General features: G+C 65.1%; 17 protein-coding genes and 1 tRNA gene. 12 read left to right on the forward strand and 6 right to left on the reverse strand.

The window, feature by feature from the left end; all coding sequences use genetic code 11:
• Window positions 1–540 precede the first annotated feature (540 nt).
• Together SI859A1_RS07520 and SI859A1_RS21400 are read left to right on the forward strand one after the other, a co-directional pair.
• Window positions 541–1740, forward strand: a complete 1200-nt coding sequence (locus SI859A1_RS07520) for an IS256 family transposase (RefSeq protein ID WP_009207891.1) — start codon at window positions 541–543, stop codon at window positions 1738–1740.
• A gap of 396 nt (window positions 1741–2136) precedes the next feature.
• On the forward strand, window positions 2137–3720 hold the full coding sequence (locus SI859A1_RS21400; protein ID WP_009209213.1) for a hypothetical protein: 1584 nt from the start codon (window positions 2137–2139) through the stop codon (window positions 3718–3720).
• A 110-nt stretch (window positions 3721–3830) separates the two neighbouring features.
• Here SI859A1_RS21400 and SI859A1_RS07530 read toward each other — a convergent pair whose 3' ends face one another.
• Window positions 3831–4286, reverse strand: a complete 456-nt coding sequence (locus SI859A1_RS07530) for a hypothetical protein (RefSeq protein WP_060567672.1) — start codon at window positions 4284–4286, stop codon at window positions 3831–3833.
• 99 nt (window positions 4287–4385) lie between these two features.
• On the opposite strand from SI859A1_RS07530, the gene SI859A1_RS07535 reads away from it, so the two are divergent.
• Window positions 4386–4479, forward strand: a tRNA-Lys gene (locus SI859A1_RS07535).
• Between the two features lie 258 nt (window positions 4480–4737).
• On the opposite strand, the gene SI859A1_RS07540 is transcribed toward SI859A1_RS07535, so the two are convergent.
• Entirely contained in the window at window positions 4738–5394 is a 657-nt protein-coding gene (locus tag SI859A1_RS07540; RefSeq protein WP_148233773.1) for a GntR family transcriptional regulator, read from the reverse strand.
• Window positions 5395–5483: 89 nt separating this feature from the next.
• Between SI859A1_RS07540 and SI859A1_RS07545 the strand changes: the two genes are divergently transcribed.
• The gene (locus tag SI859A1_RS07545; RefSeq protein ID WP_040325513.1) at window positions 5484–6353 is read left to right on the forward strand and encodes an isocitrate lyase/PEP mutase family protein; all 870 of its coding nucleotides are present in this window, start codon (window positions 5484–5486) and stop codon (window positions 6351–6353) included.
• A gap of 47 nt (window positions 6354–6400) precedes the next feature.
• On the opposite strand, the gene SI859A1_RS07550 is transcribed toward SI859A1_RS07545, so the two are convergent.
• A complete protein-coding gene (locus SI859A1_RS07550) occupies window positions 6401–7024 on the reverse strand; it encodes a DsbA family protein (RefSeq protein WP_009209217.1) in 624 nt (207 codons plus the stop codon).
• A complete protein-coding gene (locus SI859A1_RS07555; RefSeq protein WP_009209218.1) occupies window positions 7021–7740 on the reverse strand; it encodes a L,D-transpeptidase in 720 nt (239 codons plus the stop codon). Before SI859A1_RS07555 ends, SI859A1_RS07550 begins: the two co-directional genes overlap by 4 nt.
• A gap of 137 nt (window positions 7741–7877) precedes the next feature.
• On the opposite strand from SI859A1_RS07555, the gene SI859A1_RS07560 reads away from it, so the two are divergent.
• Window positions 7878–8543 (forward strand): response regulator transcription factor, encoded by a 666-nt coding sequence (locus SI859A1_RS07560; RefSeq protein WP_009209219.1) that lies wholly within the window; start codon window positions 7878–7880, stop codon window positions 8541–8543.
• Entirely contained in the window at window positions 8540–9895 is a 1356-nt protein-coding gene (locus SI859A1_RS07565; RefSeq protein WP_009209220.1) for an ATP-binding protein, read from the forward strand. The genes SI859A1_RS07560 and SI859A1_RS07565 overlap by 4 nt, the downstream gene beginning before the upstream one ends.
• Window positions 9896–9932: 37 nt before the next feature.
• Here the strand turns inward: SI859A1_RS07565 and SI859A1_RS07570 are convergent, their stop codons facing one another.
• Entirely contained in the window at window positions 9933–10334 is a 402-nt protein-coding gene (locus tag SI859A1_RS07570) for a response regulator transcription factor (protein WP_040325514.1), read from the reverse strand.
• Between the two features lie 196 nt (window positions 10335–10530).
• Here SI859A1_RS07570 and SI859A1_RS07575 point away from each other — a divergent pair, with 196 nt between their 5' ends.
• The 5 genes from SI859A1_RS07575 (at window position 10531) to SI859A1_RS22445 (ending at window position 16003) form a co-directional block, all read left to right on the forward strand.
• The gene (locus tag SI859A1_RS07575) at window positions 10531–11508 is read left to right on the forward strand and encodes a 1-phosphofructokinase family hexose kinase (RefSeq protein WP_009209221.1); all 978 of its coding nucleotides are present in this window, start codon (window positions 10531–10533) and stop codon (window positions 11506–11508) included.
• 130 nt (window positions 11509–11638) lie between these two features.
• Entirely contained in the window at window positions 11639–13531 is a 1893-nt protein-coding gene (locus SI859A1_RS07580) for a PAS domain-containing sensor histidine kinase (RefSeq protein WP_009209222.1), read from the forward strand.
• Window positions 13521–14141, forward strand: coding sequence for a response regulator FixJ (gene fixJ, locus SI859A1_RS07585; protein WP_009209223.1), 621 nt, complete (start codon window positions 13521–13523; stop codon window positions 14139–14141). Before SI859A1_RS07580 ends, fixJ begins: the two co-directional genes overlap by 11 nt.
• Window positions 14142–14363: 222 nt before the next feature.
• Entirely contained in the window at window positions 14364–15719 is a 1356-nt protein-coding gene (locus tag SI859A1_RS07590) for a UDP-glucose dehydrogenase family protein (RefSeq protein WP_040326381.1), read from the forward strand.
• A gap of 89 nt (window positions 15720–15808) precedes the next feature.
• Window positions 15809–16003, forward strand: coding sequence for a hypothetical protein (locus SI859A1_RS22445; RefSeq protein ID WP_040325515.1), 195 nt, complete (start codon window positions 15809–15811; stop codon window positions 16001–16003).
• Window positions 16004–16112: 109 nt separating this feature from the next.
• Here SI859A1_RS22445 and SI859A1_RS07600 read toward each other — a convergent pair whose 3' ends face one another.
• Window positions 16113–17048: an NAD(P)-dependent oxidoreductase gene (locus tag SI859A1_RS07600; RefSeq protein WP_420804748.1), complete on the reverse strand. Its 936-nt coding sequence runs from the start codon at window positions 17046–17048 to the stop codon at window positions 16113–16115.
• 191 nt (window positions 17049–17239) lie between these two features.
• Here SI859A1_RS07600 and SI859A1_RS07605 point away from each other — a divergent pair, with 191 nt between their 5' ends.
• Window positions 17240–18247 (forward strand): TRAP transporter substrate-binding protein, encoded by a 1008-nt coding sequence (locus SI859A1_RS07605; protein WP_009209226.1) that lies wholly within the window; start codon window positions 17240–17242, stop codon window positions 18245–18247.
• The last annotated feature ends 66 nt before the right edge of the window (window positions 18248–18313 follow it).

Below are 18313 nucleotides of genomic sequence, written 5' to 3' on the forward strand. Positions count from 1 at the left end.
AAGTTTACCGTTGCAGGCGGGGTTGAGAAAATTGCTGAACACGCGGTAGTTTAGGGGCTATATCACGATGCGGAGGTAGGGTCTGAGCCTCCTGACGCCCCTTACCAGCTATCTCTTAATCAGCGGGTCGTAGGTTCGAACCCTACATCACCCACCATTCAATCCCTTGAAATCGCTGATTTAATGGGCGCGAGCGCCCGGCTTGTCAGTTGCTCCTGTGTTCGAGACTGTGTCGGTGCTTTCGCGCTAAGCCCTCCGAGAGCCAAATTCTGCGGCGCATTGGGGAATGGATTATCGCGAAACTTCAGATGTTAGCGCCGGTTCGCTGTGTGTGTTTCGGTTTTTTCTCTGTGTGTGTTTCGGTTTTTAGGAAAATTTTTTATGGTCGTGTCCCCATAGGTGGTGTAGCTCGGCGATAGCGTCGCCAATCTCGTCCGCGCCTTTCATCGCGCTGTAGGACGAGATTGGCGGCGCGGTGGTCACCAGCGGTTTCCGGTTAGGCTTGGGTTGCGAGACCTAACTGCAACCGGAGATCCCCTGATGACCAATGACATGATGGGCCTGCGCAGCCTTCTGGAGAAGACCCCTGATGCCGATCTGCTGCGCGAGATGATCGGCTTTGCCGCCGAGCGGCTGATGGAACTGGAGGTCGGTGCCGCGACTGGCGCCGGCTATGGCGAGAAGAGTGCCGAGCGCCTCGCCCAGCGCAATGGCTACCGCGACAGGGACTGGCAGACGAGAGCCGGCACAGTCGAGTTGCGCATCCCAAAGCTGCGCAGGGGCAGCTACTTTCCCGGCTTTCTGGAGCCGCGGCGCATGGCCGAGAAGGCCCTGACGGCCGTCATTCAAGAGGCCTATGTCCAGGGCATCTCGACGCGCTCGGTCGACGACCTGGTCAAGGCGATGGGCATGACCGGCATCTCCAAGAGCCAGGTGTCGAGGCTGTGTGAAGAGATCGACGGCAAGGTAAAAGCCTTTCTGGAGCGGCCGATCGAAGGCGACTGGCCCTATCTCTGGATCGACGCCACCTACCTCAAGGTCCGCCGCGGCGGCCGCATCGTCTCGGTTGCCGTGATCATCGCCGTCGGCGTCAACGCCGATGGCCGGCGTGAGGTTCTCGGCATGGAGATCGGCACCTCGGAAGCCGAGCCGATCTGGACCGAGTTCCTGAGAAAGCTGACCCGACGCGGCCTTCGCGGCGTGAAGCTCGTCGTGTCCGACGCTCACGAGGGCATCAAAGCCGCGGTCACCAAGGTGCTAACGGCGACATGGCAGCGCTGCCGCGTGCACTTCATGCGCAACGTCCTGGCCCATGCTGGCAAGAGCGGCCGTCGTGTCGTCTCCGCCTTCATCGCCACCGCCTTTGCCCAAGAGACGCCAGAGGCCGCCAGCCAGCAATGGCGCTCCGTCGCCGACCAGATCCGGCCAAAGGTGCCGAAGCTCGCTGCCATCCTCGACGAGGCCGAGCCCGACGTGCTGGCCTACATGACCTTCCCTAGGGAGCATCGGGCCAAATTGCACAGCACGAATCCGATCGAGCGGCTGAACGGCGAGATCAAGCGGCGCACCGACGTCGTCGGCATCTTTCCCAACGATGAGGCCATCCAGCGCCTCGTCGGCGCGCTGCTGCTCGAGCAAAATGATGAGTGGGCGGTTCAGCGGGCCAGGTACATGACACTGGAATCCGTCGCTCCCCTGAGCGATGATCCGTTCGTTAGCCTGCCAGCCGTGGCACGCTGATCAATCCGGCTTGGCCGGAACCGCACGGCCATCGCCGTCAGCTACACCACATGGTGGGACACTATCTTTTTTATCGCTATAGACGCTGAGGTGGGGCGGCTGATTTATAATCAGGTGGATTGTTTTGAAAGTTCGCGTGCCGGGGGCGCAGTTATTCTTTCCGCTGAGTCGTGAGGTGGGGGGCGTGTCTGGCGACCCTCAAGTTTGGTCAAGATCTAACGCAATGCGAATTTGCTACGCGCGATGCATCAGACATAGCCGGCGACCGCCCGTGAAGTGGGGGCATTCAAACGCGATCTGCTGAGTTTCGCGGTTTCACGTCGAAATAGTGATTTCACTCACGTACTCGATCGATAATATGCTGCTCCCTAACGTGAGAGGGCAGGATGTTTAAAAGTGGAAAATGAATATATTCCCAATGAGCTCGAGCAATTAAGACCTGCTATTGTTCGATCTATTGGATCGACCGCCTCCGAGCGCTATCTCGCGCTAATATCCGAAAAGACATTCCTTAACCTTTGGTCTTATCCTAATCCGTACCGTTCGCAGAAGCTTTGCGGTGGTGGGGACGGCAAGGAACTGTGCGACCTACTTGTCGTTTGCGATCCCCATATCATCGTTTTTTCAGAAAAAGATATTTCGTGGACGGACAAGCCAGACACTGTCGCATGGCCGCGTTGGTTTCGGAAAGCAGTCCTTTCAGCAGCGACACAACTGAAGGGCGCCGAGAGATGGCTCTCTGAATTCCCAGACCGGATCTTTCTTGATCGATCATGCGGAGCGCCTTTCCCACTTGAATTCCCCTCGGTCGAAACACGGCGCCTGCACCGTATTGTGGTAGCTAGGGGAGCTGCTGAGGCCTGCCGCCGTTATTTCGACGGTGGGTTGGGGACGCTAGCCTTGAAGCCTGGATTGAAGGGGAACGATCACTGCAATCCAGACTGCACCGAATTTTTGCCGTTTGCAGTAGGTGATATCGATCCAGAGGGTGACTTCGTTCATGTCTTTGACGAAGTTTCCCTAGATATCGTAATGCACGAACTCGACACGATTTCCGATTTTACCGACTACCTCGACAAGCGAGCCAACTTTTTGCGTTCTTGGCTGCTGCACCTAGCCCATGGAGAGGAAGATCTTCTCGCGTACTATGCAATCCGGATCAACGAAGTTGGTGAGCATGATTTCACCCCGCCGAACGATGCGACGTGGGACGACATTGGCTCTCTGGTAATCGGCGCGGGGCACTATTCGGCATTTATCGAAAATGAGCAGTACAAAGCCAAGAAGAAGGCTGATGAGGTCTCGTATGCTTGGGATCGGTTAATTGAGACTTTTACGAACCATATGCTTGGCGGTACAAGTATTGTTCTTCCTGGATACAATTACTCGCTGAATGATAGCGAGAAAGCGGTGCGTTATATGGCTCTGCAAAGCCGGTACATTCGGCGGAGTCATAGCGAGGCCATCATGGGGGCGCTGAGTATTGGCCGCGAAAGAGAAATGTTCTTCCGAGCTATGTTAGCATCTCCGGAGTCTCGGGAAAACGAGACCGGATTTTTCTTCATCACGATGAAGTACATGGATTGGATGAAAAGTCGGGGTGGATACGAGAAATATCGAATTGCCAGAACGTTTTATCTGCAAACCTATGCGCAAGCTCTTCTTATTAAATATCCCTATTTAAAGCGGATAGTGGGCATAGCGATGGAACCCCCGGACCAGGGCGGGGGTGCTTCAGAAGACATTGTCTACGCAGAGCAAATCGAATGGACGCACGATGATAGAGAAAGGGTGCTGAAAGACTGTGAGGCACTGAGTATAATGAAGCCGTTTAAGGAAATTCCCTATCGCGGCATGGAGTTTCCTGAAGTTTCAAAGTCACAGGAAGTTACGCAGAATCGCGGCAATCGCCGGGAACGGCGAGCCGAAGCAGCGCGCATTCGGAACAGGCGATCGTCGGGCAATCGTTTCGAAGCATAGCCCGAAAATGTTGAGGTCATATCGCAGCTGGCTGTGTACGTTGGTATTCGCTGCGGGCGCCCCGCGGAGACCGCGGAGCACGCACCAGTATGCCCTGAGGCGGGTATCGATCATTTGGCTCCTGGCTTCATGAGTTCGGGGATGGCCGTCTCCAGAAGACCTGCGACGGCTTCGAGCTGGGTGAGGGTGAAGTCGTGGATGCCCAGCTCCATCTTGCGGGTGACGAGGCGGTTCACGCCCAGCTTGGCGCCCAGCTCCTCGTAGTTGAGATCGTTGATGACCTCGCGATAGTAGTTCAGCTTCACACCGACGTTCCGGTGAAACTGAGAGATCGGGCTTTGCTCGGCGAAGGTCTGCCGGCCTCCCTGGCGGCGCTCGGAGAGGTCGACGACGGGTTTGAGATCATACCGCGTCCTCATGAAGCGGATGTGGTGAGCGATCGTGCTGTAGGCGCGCCCATATTTATTCGCGAGCCAGCTGTAGCTCGCTCCGTGCTGCCAGTCTTCGACTGCACCTTCAGGCCAGGACTTCTTGGAGTCAAAGCCGTCCACGGGTGATATGCTCATGTCTATTCCCTTATGCCGCATTCTGGGAACTGTGTTCGGAGGTGTGTCTCCGAACACAGTCTTTGTTTCCGATAATGGCGTTCCTGCTCGCCGTTCTCGGTGTGATTATGCAGCAAAATCAGGGGGATGGAAGGAAAGCCCCGCTTGAATCTTAATCAGCGGGTCGTAGGTTCGAACCCTACATCACCCACCAAATCTTCTTCACAAGATATGTTTTTGGGTCACCGTCGACCCTTCAGATATCGCACAGGTTGCGCTCATCGGTATGGGCGCAACGAAGGTCGTTCGCGCGCAATCTCCGCCGCCGGCTGCGCATGGTTTGAGCCTTCGCCGGGGGTTCTGCGCTGCGATCGGCACCGGTTCGCAGCCTTTGGCAGATCTGCGGGCGTGAGTCTTAGCTAGCTCGATGGTCCAGCCGAGGTTCGCCCCTCTGCTTCGCCGCGAGATGGCGTCACCGCGCCGGTGACGTCGCGATCACCACGGACGACAGGATGTGCGCCTTCATGATCGCCTCGGCCCATTGGGCGTCGCCGAGGGAGAGGGCGGCGGCGATCTCGCGGTGGTCGCTGCAGCTGCGCCGGATCTGGTCGGGGGAGAACTTGCGGTAGGTCCGCATGATCAGCGCGAGATCGATCATCGGCGCCGCGACGCTCAGCAGGTGTTCGTTTCCCGACAGTTCCAGCAGGCGGACGTGGAAGGCGGTGTTGGCCTGGGAGAACGTCTTCAGGAAATCGCTTTCGCTGCCCGCCAGCAGCTCCTCCATGGCGGCGCACATGGCCTCGAGGCCGCGAATATCCGACGCCGTGACCCGCCGGACCGCCAGCGCGCAGCCATAGCTCTCCAGAACCGCCCTTGTGCCGAACAGGCCGGCGACCTTGTCGCCGTCCCAGGACGCGACGGTGGCGCTGGACCGTGCCTTGGTGACGGCGAAGCCCTCCGCGGCCAGCCGACGGATGGCCTCGCGGACCGGCGTCCGGCTGAGGCCCGACAACCGCGCCAGTTCCTCCTCCGCCAGGCGAGATCCCTCCGGGAAGCGATTGGAAACAATACCGTCCCGGATGAACCGGTAGGCTTCGTCGGCCGCGCCGAGGCTGTCGTTCTCCGCCATCAATTCCGCTTTCTGTATACAAGGAGTTGCTTTCGTCCGTCTTGTATGCCCTTTTGACGGCCTGTTGTATCCAGAATGAGCAGGCCCCCATGTCGTCCAGTCTCAGATCCATTCTCGCCGAGCCCGGCTGCGTCGTCGCCCCGGGCATCTACGACATGATCTCGACCCATCTCGCGATCAGCGCCAAGGCGAGAATACTCTACATGACCGGATACGGGACCGTGGCCTCGCATCTCGGCATTCCGGACGCCGGGCTGGCCTCCTTTCGCGACATGGTCGACCGGGTCGCCGTGATGGGCCGCGCCGCGCGGGAGGCGGGCATTCCGCTCGTCGCCGATGGCGACACCGGCTATGGCGGCCTCCTGAACGTCGACATGACGGTGAAGGAGTACGAGCGGGCCGGGGCGTCGGCGATCCAGCTCGAGGATCAGGTGTTTCCCAAGAAGTGCGGCCACACGCCCAACCGGCCGGTGGTGCCGAAGCAGGAGATGGCCGACAAGATCCGTGTCGCCGTCGAGGCGCGCCAGAGCGACGATTTCCTGATCATCGCCCGCACCGACGCGCGCTCCGATCAGGGGCTCGAGGAGGCGCTGGACCGCATGGCCGCCTATGACGCGGCGGGGGCCGACATCCTGTTCGTCGAATCGCCGGAGAGCGAGGACGAGTTGCGACTGATCGGCGAGCGGTTCCCGCACAAGCCGCTGGTCGCCAACATGGTCGAAGGCGGCCGCACGCCGGTGCTGGACGCCCGGCGCCTCGGCGAACTCGGCTTCAGCCTCGCGATCTTCCCGGCCATCGGTTTCCTGTCCACCGCCAAGGCGCTGGAGCGGGCCTATGGCGACCTCGTCGCGACGGGCGCCTCGGCCGGCAAGGACGATCTCTACAGCTTCGAGGAGTTCAACCGGATGATCGGCTTCGAGCGGGTCTGGGAGTTCGACAAACGTCACGCCCGCGACTGAGGAGGCGCGGGCGGCCCGGCAGATCACCTGCCGGGCCTTGCCGGGCTTCAGCGCGTGCGGGCGGCGGCGACGGCGCGCTTCATGTCGGCCGCGGCGACGACGCCGGGGAAAAGCACCGTGCCGACCAGATAGGCCGGGGTTCCCATCAGCCCGAAGCCCTCGGCCTGCTGGTTGTTGCGCTTGAGGATGCCCTCGATGCGTGCCCTGTCGGCCTCATAGGCCCGCTTCAGGGCCGCGACGTCGAAGCCGGCCCGGGCGAGGATGTCCTCGACCTGGTCGGGCGTGAGATGGCCGGGCGTCGCCATCAGCGCGGCCTGTGCCCTGGCGTAGTGCTTGCCGGCAGCCAGGGTCAGCCGGGCGGCCAGCACCGAGGCCGGTCCGAAGACCGGCCAGTCCTTCATGACGTGGCGGATGTTGCCGTCCTCGCGCATGAGGCGGGCGACGTCCGGATGCGCCTTCTTGCAGTAGGGGCACTGGTAGTCGAAGAATTCGGCAATGGTCACGTCGCCCTTCGGATTGCCGAGCACCGGGATCTCGGGGTCGAACAGCACCGCCTCCGGCGACATCGGGTCGGCCGGCGCCGCCTTCGTGGCGCGCGGCATCAGCGTGACCGTGCCGGTGGCGAGGAGCGCTGCGATCAGGTGGCGACGGTCGAGGCTGGGGCGGGTCATGCGGCAGGGTCCCTGTCGAGATCGGCGACCTGCGGGGCGGCATCGGGGCCGAGCACCACGACGCGGGTCTTGGGCGGCACCCGCCGGTTCAGGTCGATGACGTCCTGGTTGAGCATGCGGATGCAGCCCGACGACACGGCCTTGCCGATCGACCATTCCTGATTGGTGCCGTGGATGCGGTAGAGCGTGTCGCGGCCGTCCTTGAAGAGATAGAGCGCGCGGGCGCCGAGCGGGTTGTCGATGCCGCCCTTCATGCCGTTGCGCAACTCGCCGCCGTATTTGTCCGGCTCGCGCTTGATCATGTCCTGGGTCGGGGTCCAGCGCGGCCAGGCCGCCTTGCGCTGGATCAGCGCCTCGCCGGTGAATTCCAGCCCCGCCTTGCCGACGCCGACGCCGTAGCGCATCGCCTTGCCGTTCTCCATGACGAGATAGAGGAAGCGCTGATACGGGTCGACGACGACCGTGCCCGCCGGCTCGCTGGTGTCGTAGTCGACGATCTGGCGGATGTTGCGGGATTCCATCGCGGTGGGGGCGACGGCCGGAATCTGCCAGCCATCGTCCAGCACCGGCCCATACATCTCGGCAACGCGCGGATCGACCGGCGGCTTGGGCTGGGCGTAGGCGAGCTGCCGGGTCGGTTCGCCGCTGGTGGAGCAGGCGCCCAGCGCCAGTCCGAGGAGGGCAATCGCAACGGCGCGGGGGACGGTTTGGATCATGCGGTCTGTTCCTGAAATGCTGTAAGGCGTAGGGCGCCTCGTCAGACCGGGTGGTCGGTCGCCAAGCTTAAGGCAGCCTTAAGCTGGATCGGCAGGATCACCGCCGTGGCAGAACCGCAACGGAGCAGGCATCAGGTATGCGCATTCTGATCGTCGAGGACGACGAGATCCTGGGAAACGGCCTGAAGGTCGGACTGGGCATGAGCGGATTCACCTCCGACCTCACCGATTGCTGCCGCGATGCGGAGGCGGCACTGGCCGTCGGAGGCTTCGACGCGGTCGTGCTCGACGTGATGCTGCCGGACGGATCGGGCCATGACATTCTCGCGGCCATGCGCCAGCGCGGCGACACCACGCCGGTGCTGCTCCTGACCGCGCTCGATGCGCTGCCCGACCGGATCCGCGGTCTCGACGGCGGCGCCGACGATCATCTGGGCAAGCCCTTCGCGCTGGACGAGGTGGCGGCGCGGCTGCGGGCGCTGATCCGCCGGGGGACCACACGCGCCGAGCCCTTCCTCGAATGGGAGGGGGTGCGGGTCGATCCGGCCGCCATGGTGGCGACGCAAGACGGCGTGGACATCCGCCTGTCGCGGCGCGAATTCGCCGTCCTCCACGCGCTGATCCAGCATCCCGGTGCGATCCTGTCGCGCAGCCAGCTCGAGGACAAGCTCTACGGCTTCGACGAGGGCGTCGAGAGCAACGCCGTGGAGGTGCATGTCCACAAGCTGCGCGCCAAGTTCGGCAGCCGCTTCATCGAGACGCTGCGCGGGGTCGGCTACCGGTTGCGCAGGGCCGATTCATGAGGGCGTCGCTGAAGGGCCGGCTGTTCGTCCTGCTTCTGGTTTCCACCGGCTTCATCTGGCTGTCGGCGACGGCCTGGATCTACGCCAGCACGCGGGCGGAGGTGGAAGAGGTGCTCGACGCCCGGCTGATGGAAGCGGCGCGCATGGTGTCCTCGCTGGTCGGCAGCCGGCAGATCGACCTGGCCGCCGCGGCCGAAATGGGCACCGCGGACCTGCCCGCCTTCACGCAGGCCGGACAGAGCTACGAACGGCAATTGTCGTGCCAGATCTGGTCGCTGTCCGGCTCGCTGCTCGGCCGTTCGGACGGCGCGCCGCAGCAACGGCTGTCGGACCACGGATCGGGCTTCGCCGAGCGGCAGATCGATGGCGAGACCTGGCGCGTCTTTGCCGTGCGCAGCGCCGAGACCGGCGTGGAGGTCCTGGTCGGCGACAGTCTGGAAGTGCGGGCGCGGCTGGTGCGCGACATGGTGACCGGCCTGCTCCTGCCGATGATCCTGATCGCGCCGGCGCTGGCGCTGATCATCTGGTTCGCCGTGCAGCGCGGCATGCGCCCGCTCGACGAACTGGCCGGCACTTTGGCCGAGCGCAGCGCGGACGAACTGCATCCGCTGCCGGCGGAAGGAACCGTGACGGAAATCCGCCCGATGGTGGGCGCGCTCAACGGGCTGTTCGACCGGGTGGGCCGTGCCCGCCGCAGTGAGCGGCAGTTCCTTGCCTACGCCGCGCACGAATTGCGCACGCCGCTGGCCGGGCTGAAGACCCAGGCCGAGATCGCCACGCGCAGCCCGGATGCGGCGGTGCGCGACGTCGCCCTTGCGCAGATCACCACCGCCGTGGACCGGACGTCGCGGCTGGTGCAGCAGCTTCTGGCGAGCGCCGAGGCCGAATGCATCGACGGCGACGACGTGCGGGGGCCTGTCGGGCTCTCCGACATGCTTGCTGATCTCCTGACCGACCAGAAAGCGCGGCTGACGGCGAAGGGCGGGCGGCTGGATCTCGGTGCGTCGCTTTCGGACATTCAGATCTCCGCGAACCCGACGTTGCTCGCGCTGGCCTTGCGCAATCTGGTGGAGAACGCGATCAACCACTCGCCCGAAGGGGGGACGGTCCGTATCGCACGCAGGGGCGAGGCGATTTTCGTCGACGACGAGGGACCCGGCCTGCCGGAGGACGAACTCGCCCGTGCGACCGAGCGCTTCTTTCGCGGCCGGAACCGCGTCGCAGTCGGTTCGGGGCTGGGGCTCAGCATCGTCGCCCAATGTGCCGAGCGGCTCGGCGGCACGCTGTCGCTGGCCAATCGCGACGAAGGCGGTCTGCGCGCCACGCTCAGCGTTCCGGGTCTGGCCGCCTGACTGCGGTCCGGTCGCGCGGGGCAGGGGTACCGTGCGGTCAGTGGGAGCGGGCGGCGCCGGGGTAGCGGCCAAGGCGGATGGCATGGCGAATGCTGTCGAGAAGGGCGCTGTCGACGAGCGGCTTTTCGAGAAGCTGCATGACGCCGGCCTTCCTGGCGCGACGACGCAGGGATTCGGTGGCGTGGCCGGTGATCAGGATGATCGGCAGCGCCAGCCCTTTCGCACGCAGGGCATCGAGCACGTCGAGCCCGTCCATGCCGGGCATCTGGTAGTCGAGGACGAGACAGCAGGCGGCGCCGAGATCGTCGTGCAGCAGCAGTTCCTCGCCGGTGCCGCAGAGGCTCACGGACAGATCATCCAGCTCCAGCGCGAATTTCAGGGATTCACGCACCGCGAGATCGTCGTCGACCAGAAGGATCAACCGCTTTTCTTTCCTCATGCGAGGTGCTCCGGCACCGTCATCGGCCACGCCCTGCCACGCCCATTCGATCCATTAGGACGGCACCCGGCGCGCCTGCCTTGATCTCGCGCAAGAGGGCGGCAAGGCTTGCGATGCCGGCCCTTGCTTGATCGACCGCAAGGCATCCGGGTCGAGACCCGCTACAGCTGACGACATGTGAAACGAGGGCGCTGCCGTGATCGTCACCCTGACCATGAACCCCGCGCTCGACCTCACGACCTCCGTCGGCCGTCTGCTGCCCGAGGCGAAGCTGCGCTGCGGGCCGGCACGCCTCGACCCGGGTGGCGGCGGGGTCAATGTCGGCCGGGTGGTCGGCGCGTTGGGCGGCGCGGCGCGCGCGATCTTCGCGGCGGGCGGGACCATGGGACAGGCGTACATGGAACGCCTCGTCGGCGAGGGGCTGGAGACCCGGCCCATCGCCATTGCCGGCGAAACCCGGCTGAACATCACCGTCGCGGAAACCGACACGACCGCCCAGTACCGGCTCGTCCTGCCGGGACCCGAACTTTGCGAGGCCGAATGGCGGGCCTGTCTCGACGCGGTGGATGCCGATCTGGTGCCCGGCGGCTTCGTCGTCGCCAGTGGCAGCCTGCCGCCGGGCGTGCCCACCGATTTCTATGCGCGCATCTCGGCGGCCGCGAAACGACAGGGCGCCCGCTGCGTGATCGACACGTCGGGCCCGGCGCTGGCCGTGGCGCTGTTGGAAGGCGTGTTCCTCGCCAAGCCGAACCAGCGCGAGTTCTGCGAACTGACGGGCGTGGCGCCTGCCGACCGGCAGGGACAGGAACAGGCGGCCCTCGACATGGTCCGGCGGGGAGCGGCCGAGATCGTCGCCCTGACCCTCGGGTCCGAAGGTGCCATCATCGCCTCGGCGTCGGGCCTCCTGCGGATCCCGCCCGTCAGCGTGGAGCCGCAGAGCGCAGTCGGCGCCGGCGACAGCTTCGTCGGTGCGTTCGTGCTGGCGCTCTCGCAGGGCCGGCCGCTGGAAAACGCTGCCTGCCTCGCTTCCGCTGCCGGTGTGGCGGCGCTGCTGACGCCGGGCACGGAGCTCTGCCGCGAGGCGGATGTCCGGCGGATCGAACGCGAGCTTGTCGCTCGCATGGGGCTGGAAACGCCGGACGACGCCTGGCAACCCGTTCCGGCGACGAAGTGATCGGCCCAGGCTGAGGCAGATTGCAAGCGCGCAGGATAATCCGGCAACTTGACCACGAGGCCGGCACGGTGGAAGTGTCGGTCATCGACGGGGGATACAACCTCCAGCACCTGCCGGCTGCGATCTGTCCATGGAATCCGACATCGAGACAGTACCGACCACCTCCTGCGGGAGCGCGGAGAATGCGCTTCGGGCGCTCCAGGCGGCGGGCGTCGGCACGTGGCGGTTCGATCCGGTTGCCGGCACCATCAGCCTCTCGCAGATTGCCGCCGACCGCTTCAGGACCGGCATCGACGTCCAGCCGCTGACGGCCCTTCTGGATCGGCTCCACCCCGACGACCGCGCCATTGCCGAGCGGGCGTTCGGCGCCGCCGTGCCATCCGGCATCGACATCGACGTGCGATCGATGGCGGCGAGCGGCAAGGAAGAATGGCTGCGGCTGCGCGGCCGTGCCATCGAGGAGGCCGACGGAGGATCCGCGATCCATGGGGTCCTCGCGGACATCACCTCGCGCAAGGCAGCCGAGAACGCCAACAACCGCCTTGCCGCGATCGTCGCCTCGGCGGACGTGGCGATCATCGGCAAGTCGCTCGACGGCCTCGTCACCGACTGGAACCGCGGCGCGGAGGCGATCTTCGGCTACAGCGCGGCGCAGATCGTCGGCCAGCCGATCACCATGCTGCTGCCCGAAGGCCAGGAGGACGAGGAACGCGTCTTCATGGAGCGGCTGCATCGCGGCGAGCGGGTCGAGCATTTCGAGACCCGGCGCCGCCGTGCCGACGGCGAGATCATCGACGTCTCGCTCACCCTGTCGCCGGTGTGGGACGCGGCCGGCCGGCTGGTCGGCGCCTCGAAGGTGGCGCGCGACATCACCACCACCCGCCGCGCCCTGACCGAGCTGGCCGAGCGCGAGGCCCGCCTGCAACTGGTGCTCGACACGGTGCCCGACGCGATGATCGTCATTGATACGGCGGGCATCATGCAATCCTTCAGCGCCACCGCCGAGCGGCTGTTCGGCCATCGGCCCGACGAGGTCATCGGCCGCAATATCAGCATGCTGATGCCGTCGCCCTATCGCGAGCAGCACGACCAGTATCTCGCCCGCTACCTTGCCACCGGGGAGCGGCGGATCATCGGCATCGGCCGGGTCGTCGTCGGCGCCCGCAAGGACGGCTCGACCTTTCCCATGGAATTGTCGGTCGGCGAGATGCAGAGCGGCGAGAACCGCCTGTTCACCGGCTTCGTGCGCGATCTGACCGAACGCCAGAACACCCAGCGTCGCCTGCAGGAGCTGCAGGCGGAGGTCATCCACATGTCCCGCTATACCGCGCTCGGCGAGATGGCCTCGACGCTGGCGCACGAGCTGAACCAGCCGCTGACGGCGGCGGCGAATTACCTGAAGGGCGCGCGCCGGCTGCTCGACGGCGGCGATGCCGACAACCTGCCCACCGTGCGCGACGCCGTCGACCGCGCCGCCGACCAGGCGCTGCGGGCCGGGCAGATCATCCGCCGGTTGCGGGATTTCGTCGCGCGGCGCGAAAGCGAGCGGCGGATCGAGAACCTGCCGACGCTGATCGAGGAGGCCAGCGCGCTGGCGCTGGTGGGGGCGAAGGAAACCGGCGTGCGGGTGTCCTTCGACTTCGCGCCCGAAGCCGCGCTGGTTCTGGCCGACAAGGTGCAGGTGCAGCAGGTTCTCCTGAACCTCATCCGCAATGCGGTGGAGGCGATGCAGGAAACGCCGCGCCGCGAACTGATCGTCGCCAGCTCGCTCCGCGAGGACGAGATGGTGCGGGTGGACGTCACCGACACGGGCACGGGAATCGCCGCGGATGTGGCCGAGCAACTCTTCCAGCCCTTCGTGACCAGCAAGGCGCAGGGCATGGGCGTCGGCCTGTCGATTTCGCGCACCATCATCGAGGCGCATGGCGGGCATCTGTGGGCCGAGCCGAACCCGGACGGCGGCACGATCTTCCGGCTGACCCTGCGCAGCGCCCGGATGAAGGAGGTCGAGGATGGCGCGTAATGCCGTCGTGCACGTCATCGACGACGACGCGGATGTGCGCCAGTCGCTGGCCTTCCTGCTGGCGACGGCCGGACTGGCGGTGCGGGTCTACGATTCGGCGACGGCCTTCCTCGCGTCATTGGAGGGTCTGCAGCCCGGCTGCATTGTCAGCGACGTGCGCATGCCGGGGATCGACGGGCTGGAGCTGCAACGACGGCTGAAGGGGCTGGGCGTGATGCTGCCGGTGGTCATCATGACCGGCCATGCCGACGTGCCACTGGCCGTGCAGGCGATGAAGGAGGGCGCCGTCGACCTGGTCGAGAAGCCTTTCGACGACGAAATCCTGCTCGAAGCGATCCACACGGCGCTGGAACGCTGCAACCATCAGGGGGGACCGGACGGCGACACCGCCCGGATACAGGGACGCCTCCAGTCGCTGTCGCCGCGCGAGCGGCAGGTGCTGGACGGGCTGCTGGCCGGCCATCCCAACAAGACCATCGCCTACGATCTCGGGCTCAGCCCGCGCACGGTAGAGGTCCACCGGGCCAACGTGATGACCAAGATGGAAGCCTCCAGCCTGTCCGAGCTGGTGCGGATGGCGGTGCGCGCGGGCGCGCTGGCGGACGGGTAGGGCGGATCCGATGCGCCGCTCGCGCCATCCGCCATCCGCCAGCAGGCTGGGATGGGCGACGGCGATCCGGCTCGCGATCTGTGCACGGCGCGTCACCGTTGCCGAGCGCGCTCGCGCCCTTCATCTGGACGCCATGATGGGCGGCGAGAACCCGTTTGCCGGGCTGCCACTTGCGCAGCCGGACCGGTGCCGGGCAAGCGCCGCTCGCGAAAGGACTGAATGATGCGTATCACGATGATCGGTGCCGGCTATGTCGGCCTCGTCTCGGGGGCCTGCTTTGCCGATTTCGGCCATGCGGTCGTCTGCGTCGACCGCGATCCGGCGCGGCTCGAACTGCTCGAACTCGGGCGCATGCCGATCTACGAGCCGGGGCTGGACGAACTGGTGGCGCGCAACGCGGTGCAGAAGCGGCTGCGCTTTTCCAGCGATCTGGCGGCTTCGGTCGCGGCCTCCGACGTGGTGTTCATCGCCGTCGGCACGCCCTCGCGGCGCGGCGACGGCCATGCCGACCTGTCCTATGTCTACGGCGCGGCCGCCGAGATCGGCCGGGCGCTGTCCGGCTTCACCATTGTCGTCACCAAATCCACCGTGCCGGTCGGCACCGGCGACGAGGTGGAGCGGATCATCCGCGAGGTGAACCCGGATGCCGACTTCGCCGTCGTCTCCAATCCGGAATTCCTGCGCGAAGGCTCGGCCATCGAGGATTTCAAGCGGCCCGACCGGGTGGTCATCGGCACCGAGGACGAGACGGCGAAGGCGATGATGTCGGAGGTCTACCGGCCGTTGTCGCTGAACGCCGCGCCGGTCTATTTCACCTCTCGCCGCACCGCCGAGCTGACGAAATACGCCGCCAACGCCTTCCTCGCCATGAAGATCACCTTCATCAACGAGATCGCCGATCTGTGCGAAAAGCTCGACGCCGACGTCCAGGACGTGGCGCGCGGCATCGGCATGGACGGGCGGATCGGGTCGAAATTCCTGCATGCGGGGCCGGGCTATGGCGGCTCTTGCTTTCCCAAGGACACGCTGGCGCTGGTCAAGACCGCGCAGGATGCCGAAAGCCCGGTGCGGCTGATCGAGACGACGGTGTCGATCAACGACCAGCGCAAGCGCTCGATGGCGCGCAAGATCGTGGCCGCCTGCGGCGGATCGGTGCGCGGCAAGACGATCGCGGTCTTGGGGCTGACCTTCAAGCCGAACACCGACGACATGCGCGACGCGCCGTCGATCTCGATCATCCAGGCGCTGCAGGACGGCGGCGCCAGGGTCGTGGCCTATGATCCGGTCGGCATGGAGCAGGCCCGTGCGGTGCTCGACGGCGTCACCTTCGCCGACGGGATCTATCAGGCGGCCGAGGGCGCCGATGCGCTGGCCATCGTGACGGAATGGAACGAGTTCCGCTCGCTCGACCTGGCGCGGCTGAAATCGCGGATGACCAGCCCGGTGATGGTCGATCTGCGCAACGTCTACAACAAGGAGACGGTGACCCGCGCAGGCTTCAGCTATGCGGGCGTCGGACGCCCACGCGGGAGCGACGCGGATGCGCCGGCTCTGTCGGCCGAAACCCGCGCCGTTTGACACGCCACCCCGCAGCGATGGATAGCCCTTCGGCAAGACCACGCCACCCGGCCGGACCGGCCGGGGCGATCGCGACCGGAGGTGCCGATTTGCGCCAGGACGAACGGGACCAGGGCACGATCGCCGTCATCGGGCTGGGCTATGTCGGCCTGCCGCTGGCGGTGGCCGATGTCGGCGAACTGGAGCGGGCCGTCGGCTACCGGCCCGCGACACCGGTGAAGGAGGGTGTTGCGGCCTTCGTCGAATGGTACCGCGACTATTACCGGGCCGCCGCTGACGCTTAAGGAGGGCAGGGCGCGCCGTCCGGCCCTTGGGGATGGTGCCGGCGGAGATCGCGCCCTTGCAGGGATCCGGCAGCGGGGCCGCCGGATCCGGCTTTTTGAGCGCTGACGGTTACTTCTTGCCGCCGAACAGGCCGGCGAAGAACGCCACCATTTCCGGCACCATGCGCTGGCCGAAGCCGCCGGCGGTCGCCAGCGACAGCGCCTGCTTGGCGGAGGTCGACATGACGCTCGGCACGCCGAGATCGTCGGCCATGCGGCTGTAATAGCCGACATCCTTGCGGGCATTGGCGACGGAGAAGGCCAGCATGTTGGGATTGTCGTCGACGGCGTAGGCCTTGACGAAATCCATCATGCCGGACTTCAGCGGACCGGCCGACATCACGCCGTACAGCGTGTCCCGCTCGATACCGGCCTGGTCGGCCATGGCGAAGGCCTCCGACATCGCGCAGGCGGTGGTCATGGCGAAGAAATTGTTGATCAGCTTCAGCGTGTGACCGGCGCCGAGCGGGCCGACATGGAAGATGTTCTCGCCGAGATCCTCGAAGATCGGCTTGGCGCGCTCGAAGGCTTCCGTGCTGCCGGCCGACATGATGTTGAGCTTGCCGTCGACGGCGTGGGACGGGGTGCGGCCGAGAGGCGCGTCCATGTATTCGGCGCCAGCCTCGGCCACGGCCGCGGCGATCCGCTTGGTCGAATCGGGCAGCGAGGTGCCGAAGTCGATGACGAGGCTACCCGGACGCAGGCCGGCAATCACGCCGTCCTCGCCGAACATCCGCGCCTCGACCGAAGCGGAGGTGTCCATGCATATCATGACGATGTCGCTGCGGCCGGCGAGCTCGCGCGATGTCTTGGTCTCGGTCGCCCCGCGCTTGACCGCGGCATCGACATTGCCGCGGCTGCGGTTGGCGATGACGGTCATCGGGTAGCCGAGCTTCTGCATCCGCTCGACCATGGCCGATCCCATGAGCCCGAGGCCGATGAAACCGATCGATGGCTTGTTGGTCATAGTGAAGTCCCTCTCCGGCGAACGGTCACGCTGCTGCACGTCGATTCCCGCTCGCGATCTCCAATCGCACCGGCGACAAAAAGCACCGATAGGCTTAGCGTATACGTTGTTGACCCGCGCAAGTCATCGGATATAGTCGGAATCGGGAGAAAATACTGCACTGCAATATTGCAGCGCAGAAAAACGGTGCGCGTTTACTGCAGAAACGCGCACCATATGGGAGGAACAATATGACGTTTGGATTCATGAAGGGTGCGGCCGCCGCACTTCTGCTTGGTGCCAGTGCCGTGGCGCTCGGTTCGGCCGCACCGGCCATTGCGCAGACGAAGCTGATCGGCGCGAGCCAGTTCGACGAGAACCACGCCTTCACCAAAACGATGCGCAAGTTCGAGGAGCTGGTTTCGGCCTGCTACACCGAAGAGCCCATCGAGTTCGAGATGCACCTGAACTCCGAACTGGGCCTCGAGAAGGATTACGTCGCCTACATGAACCAAGGCCTGTCGGTGGACTATGCGGTGGCCTCGCCCGCCCACATGTCCACCTTCTCGAAGATGGCGCCGCTGATGGACATGCCGTTCCTGTTCCGTGACGAGGATCACTGGAACAAGGTGCTGGAAGCCGACGCGCTGAAGCCGATCGCCGACGACATCCTCGAAAAGGCCGACATCCGGCTGCTTGGCTATGCGGGCGGCGGCACGCGCAACGTCTTCGCGACGCGGCCGGTCACCAACATGGAAGAGATGAAGGGCCTGTCGATCCGCATGCAGGGCGCCCCGATCTGGACCAGCGTCTTCAACGCGCTTGGCGCGGCGCCGACCGTGATCGCCTATAACGAGGTCTACAACGCCATCCAGACCGGTGTCATCGAGGCGGCCGAGAACGAGGCGGCGGGCGTCGAGCAGATGAAGTTCTACGAAGTGGGACCGGAGCTGTCGCTGACCAAGCACGCGATCACCATCCGGCCGCTGATGATGTCGAACAAGACCTATCAGCGCCTGCCGGAAGGCCTGCAGAAGTGCATCGACGAGGCCGGCCCGCAGGCCGGCAAGCACGGCCGCGAGATCGAGAGCAGCGAAGACGGCAAGAAGCTCGACGCAATGGTCGAGAAGGGCTGGCTGAAGACGCATGAATTCACCGAGCGTGATGCCATGCTGGCGGCCGCCAATCCGGTGCTCGAGGCCTATGCCGAAGAGCTCGGTGCAGCCGACGTTCTGAAGAACATCCAGGCGATCAAGTAACGGCGCCTAGCCGGGGCGGTTCTGCCGTCCCGGCGACCCCGGCTGTTTCCGCGCATTTCCCGCATT

The sequence above is a fragment of the Aurantimonas manganoxydans SI85-9A1 genome, from assembly GCF_000153465.1.
Classification (GTDB): domain Bacteria; phylum Pseudomonadota; class Alphaproteobacteria; order Rhizobiales; family Rhizobiaceae; genus Aurantimonas; species Aurantimonas manganoxydans.

Excerpts from the sequence above, each read along its gene's own strand:
- SI859A1_RS07520 (WP_009207891.1), top strand. The coding sequence starts at position 541 with ATGACCAATGACATGATGGGCCTGCGCAGCCTTCTGGAGAAGACCCCT.
- SI859A1_RS07530 (WP_060567672.1), bottom strand. The coding sequence starts at position 4,286 with ATGAGCATATCACCCGTGGACGGCTTTGACTCCAAGAAGTCCTGGCCT.
- SI859A1_RS07540 (WP_148233773.1), bottom strand. The coding sequence starts at position 5,394 with ATGGCGGAGAACGACAGCCTCGGCGCGGCCGACGAAGCCTACCGGTTC.
- SI859A1_RS07545 (WP_040325513.1), top strand. The coding sequence starts at position 5,484 with ATGTCGTCCAGTCTCAGATCCATTCTCGCCGAGCCCGGCTGCGTCGTC.
- SI859A1_RS07550 (WP_009209217.1), bottom strand. The coding sequence starts at position 7,024 with ATGACCCGCCCCAGCCTCGACCGTCGCCACCTGATCGCAGCGCTCCTC.
- SI859A1_RS07555 (WP_009209218.1), bottom strand. The coding sequence starts at position 7,740 with ATGATCCAAACCGTCCCCCGCGCCGTTGCGATTGCCCTCCTCGGACTG.
- SI859A1_RS07560 (WP_009209219.1), top strand. The coding sequence starts at position 7,878 with ATGCGCATTCTGATCGTCGAGGACGACGAGATCCTGGGAAACGGCCTG.
- SI859A1_RS07565 (WP_009209220.1), top strand. The coding sequence starts at position 8,540 with ATGAGGGCGTCGCTGAAGGGCCGGCTGTTCGTCCTGCTTCTGGTTTCC.
- SI859A1_RS07570 (WP_040325514.1), bottom strand. The coding sequence starts at position 10,334 with ATGAGGAAAGAAAAGCGGTTGATCCTTCTGGTCGACGACGATCTCGCG.
- SI859A1_RS07580 (WP_009209222.1), top strand. The coding sequence starts at position 11,639 with ATGGAATCCGACATCGAGACAGTACCGACCACCTCCTGCGGGAGCGCG.
- fixJ (WP_009209223.1), top strand. The coding sequence starts at position 13,521 with ATGGCGCGTAATGCCGTCGTGCACGTCATCGACGACGACGCGGATGTG.
- SI859A1_RS07590 (WP_040326381.1), top strand. The coding sequence starts at position 14,364 with ATGCGTATCACGATGATCGGTGCCGGCTATGTCGGCCTCGTCTCGGGG.
- SI859A1_RS07605 (WP_009209226.1), top strand. The coding sequence starts at position 17,240 with ATGACGTTTGGATTCATGAAGGGTGCGGCCGCCGCACTTCTGCTTGGT.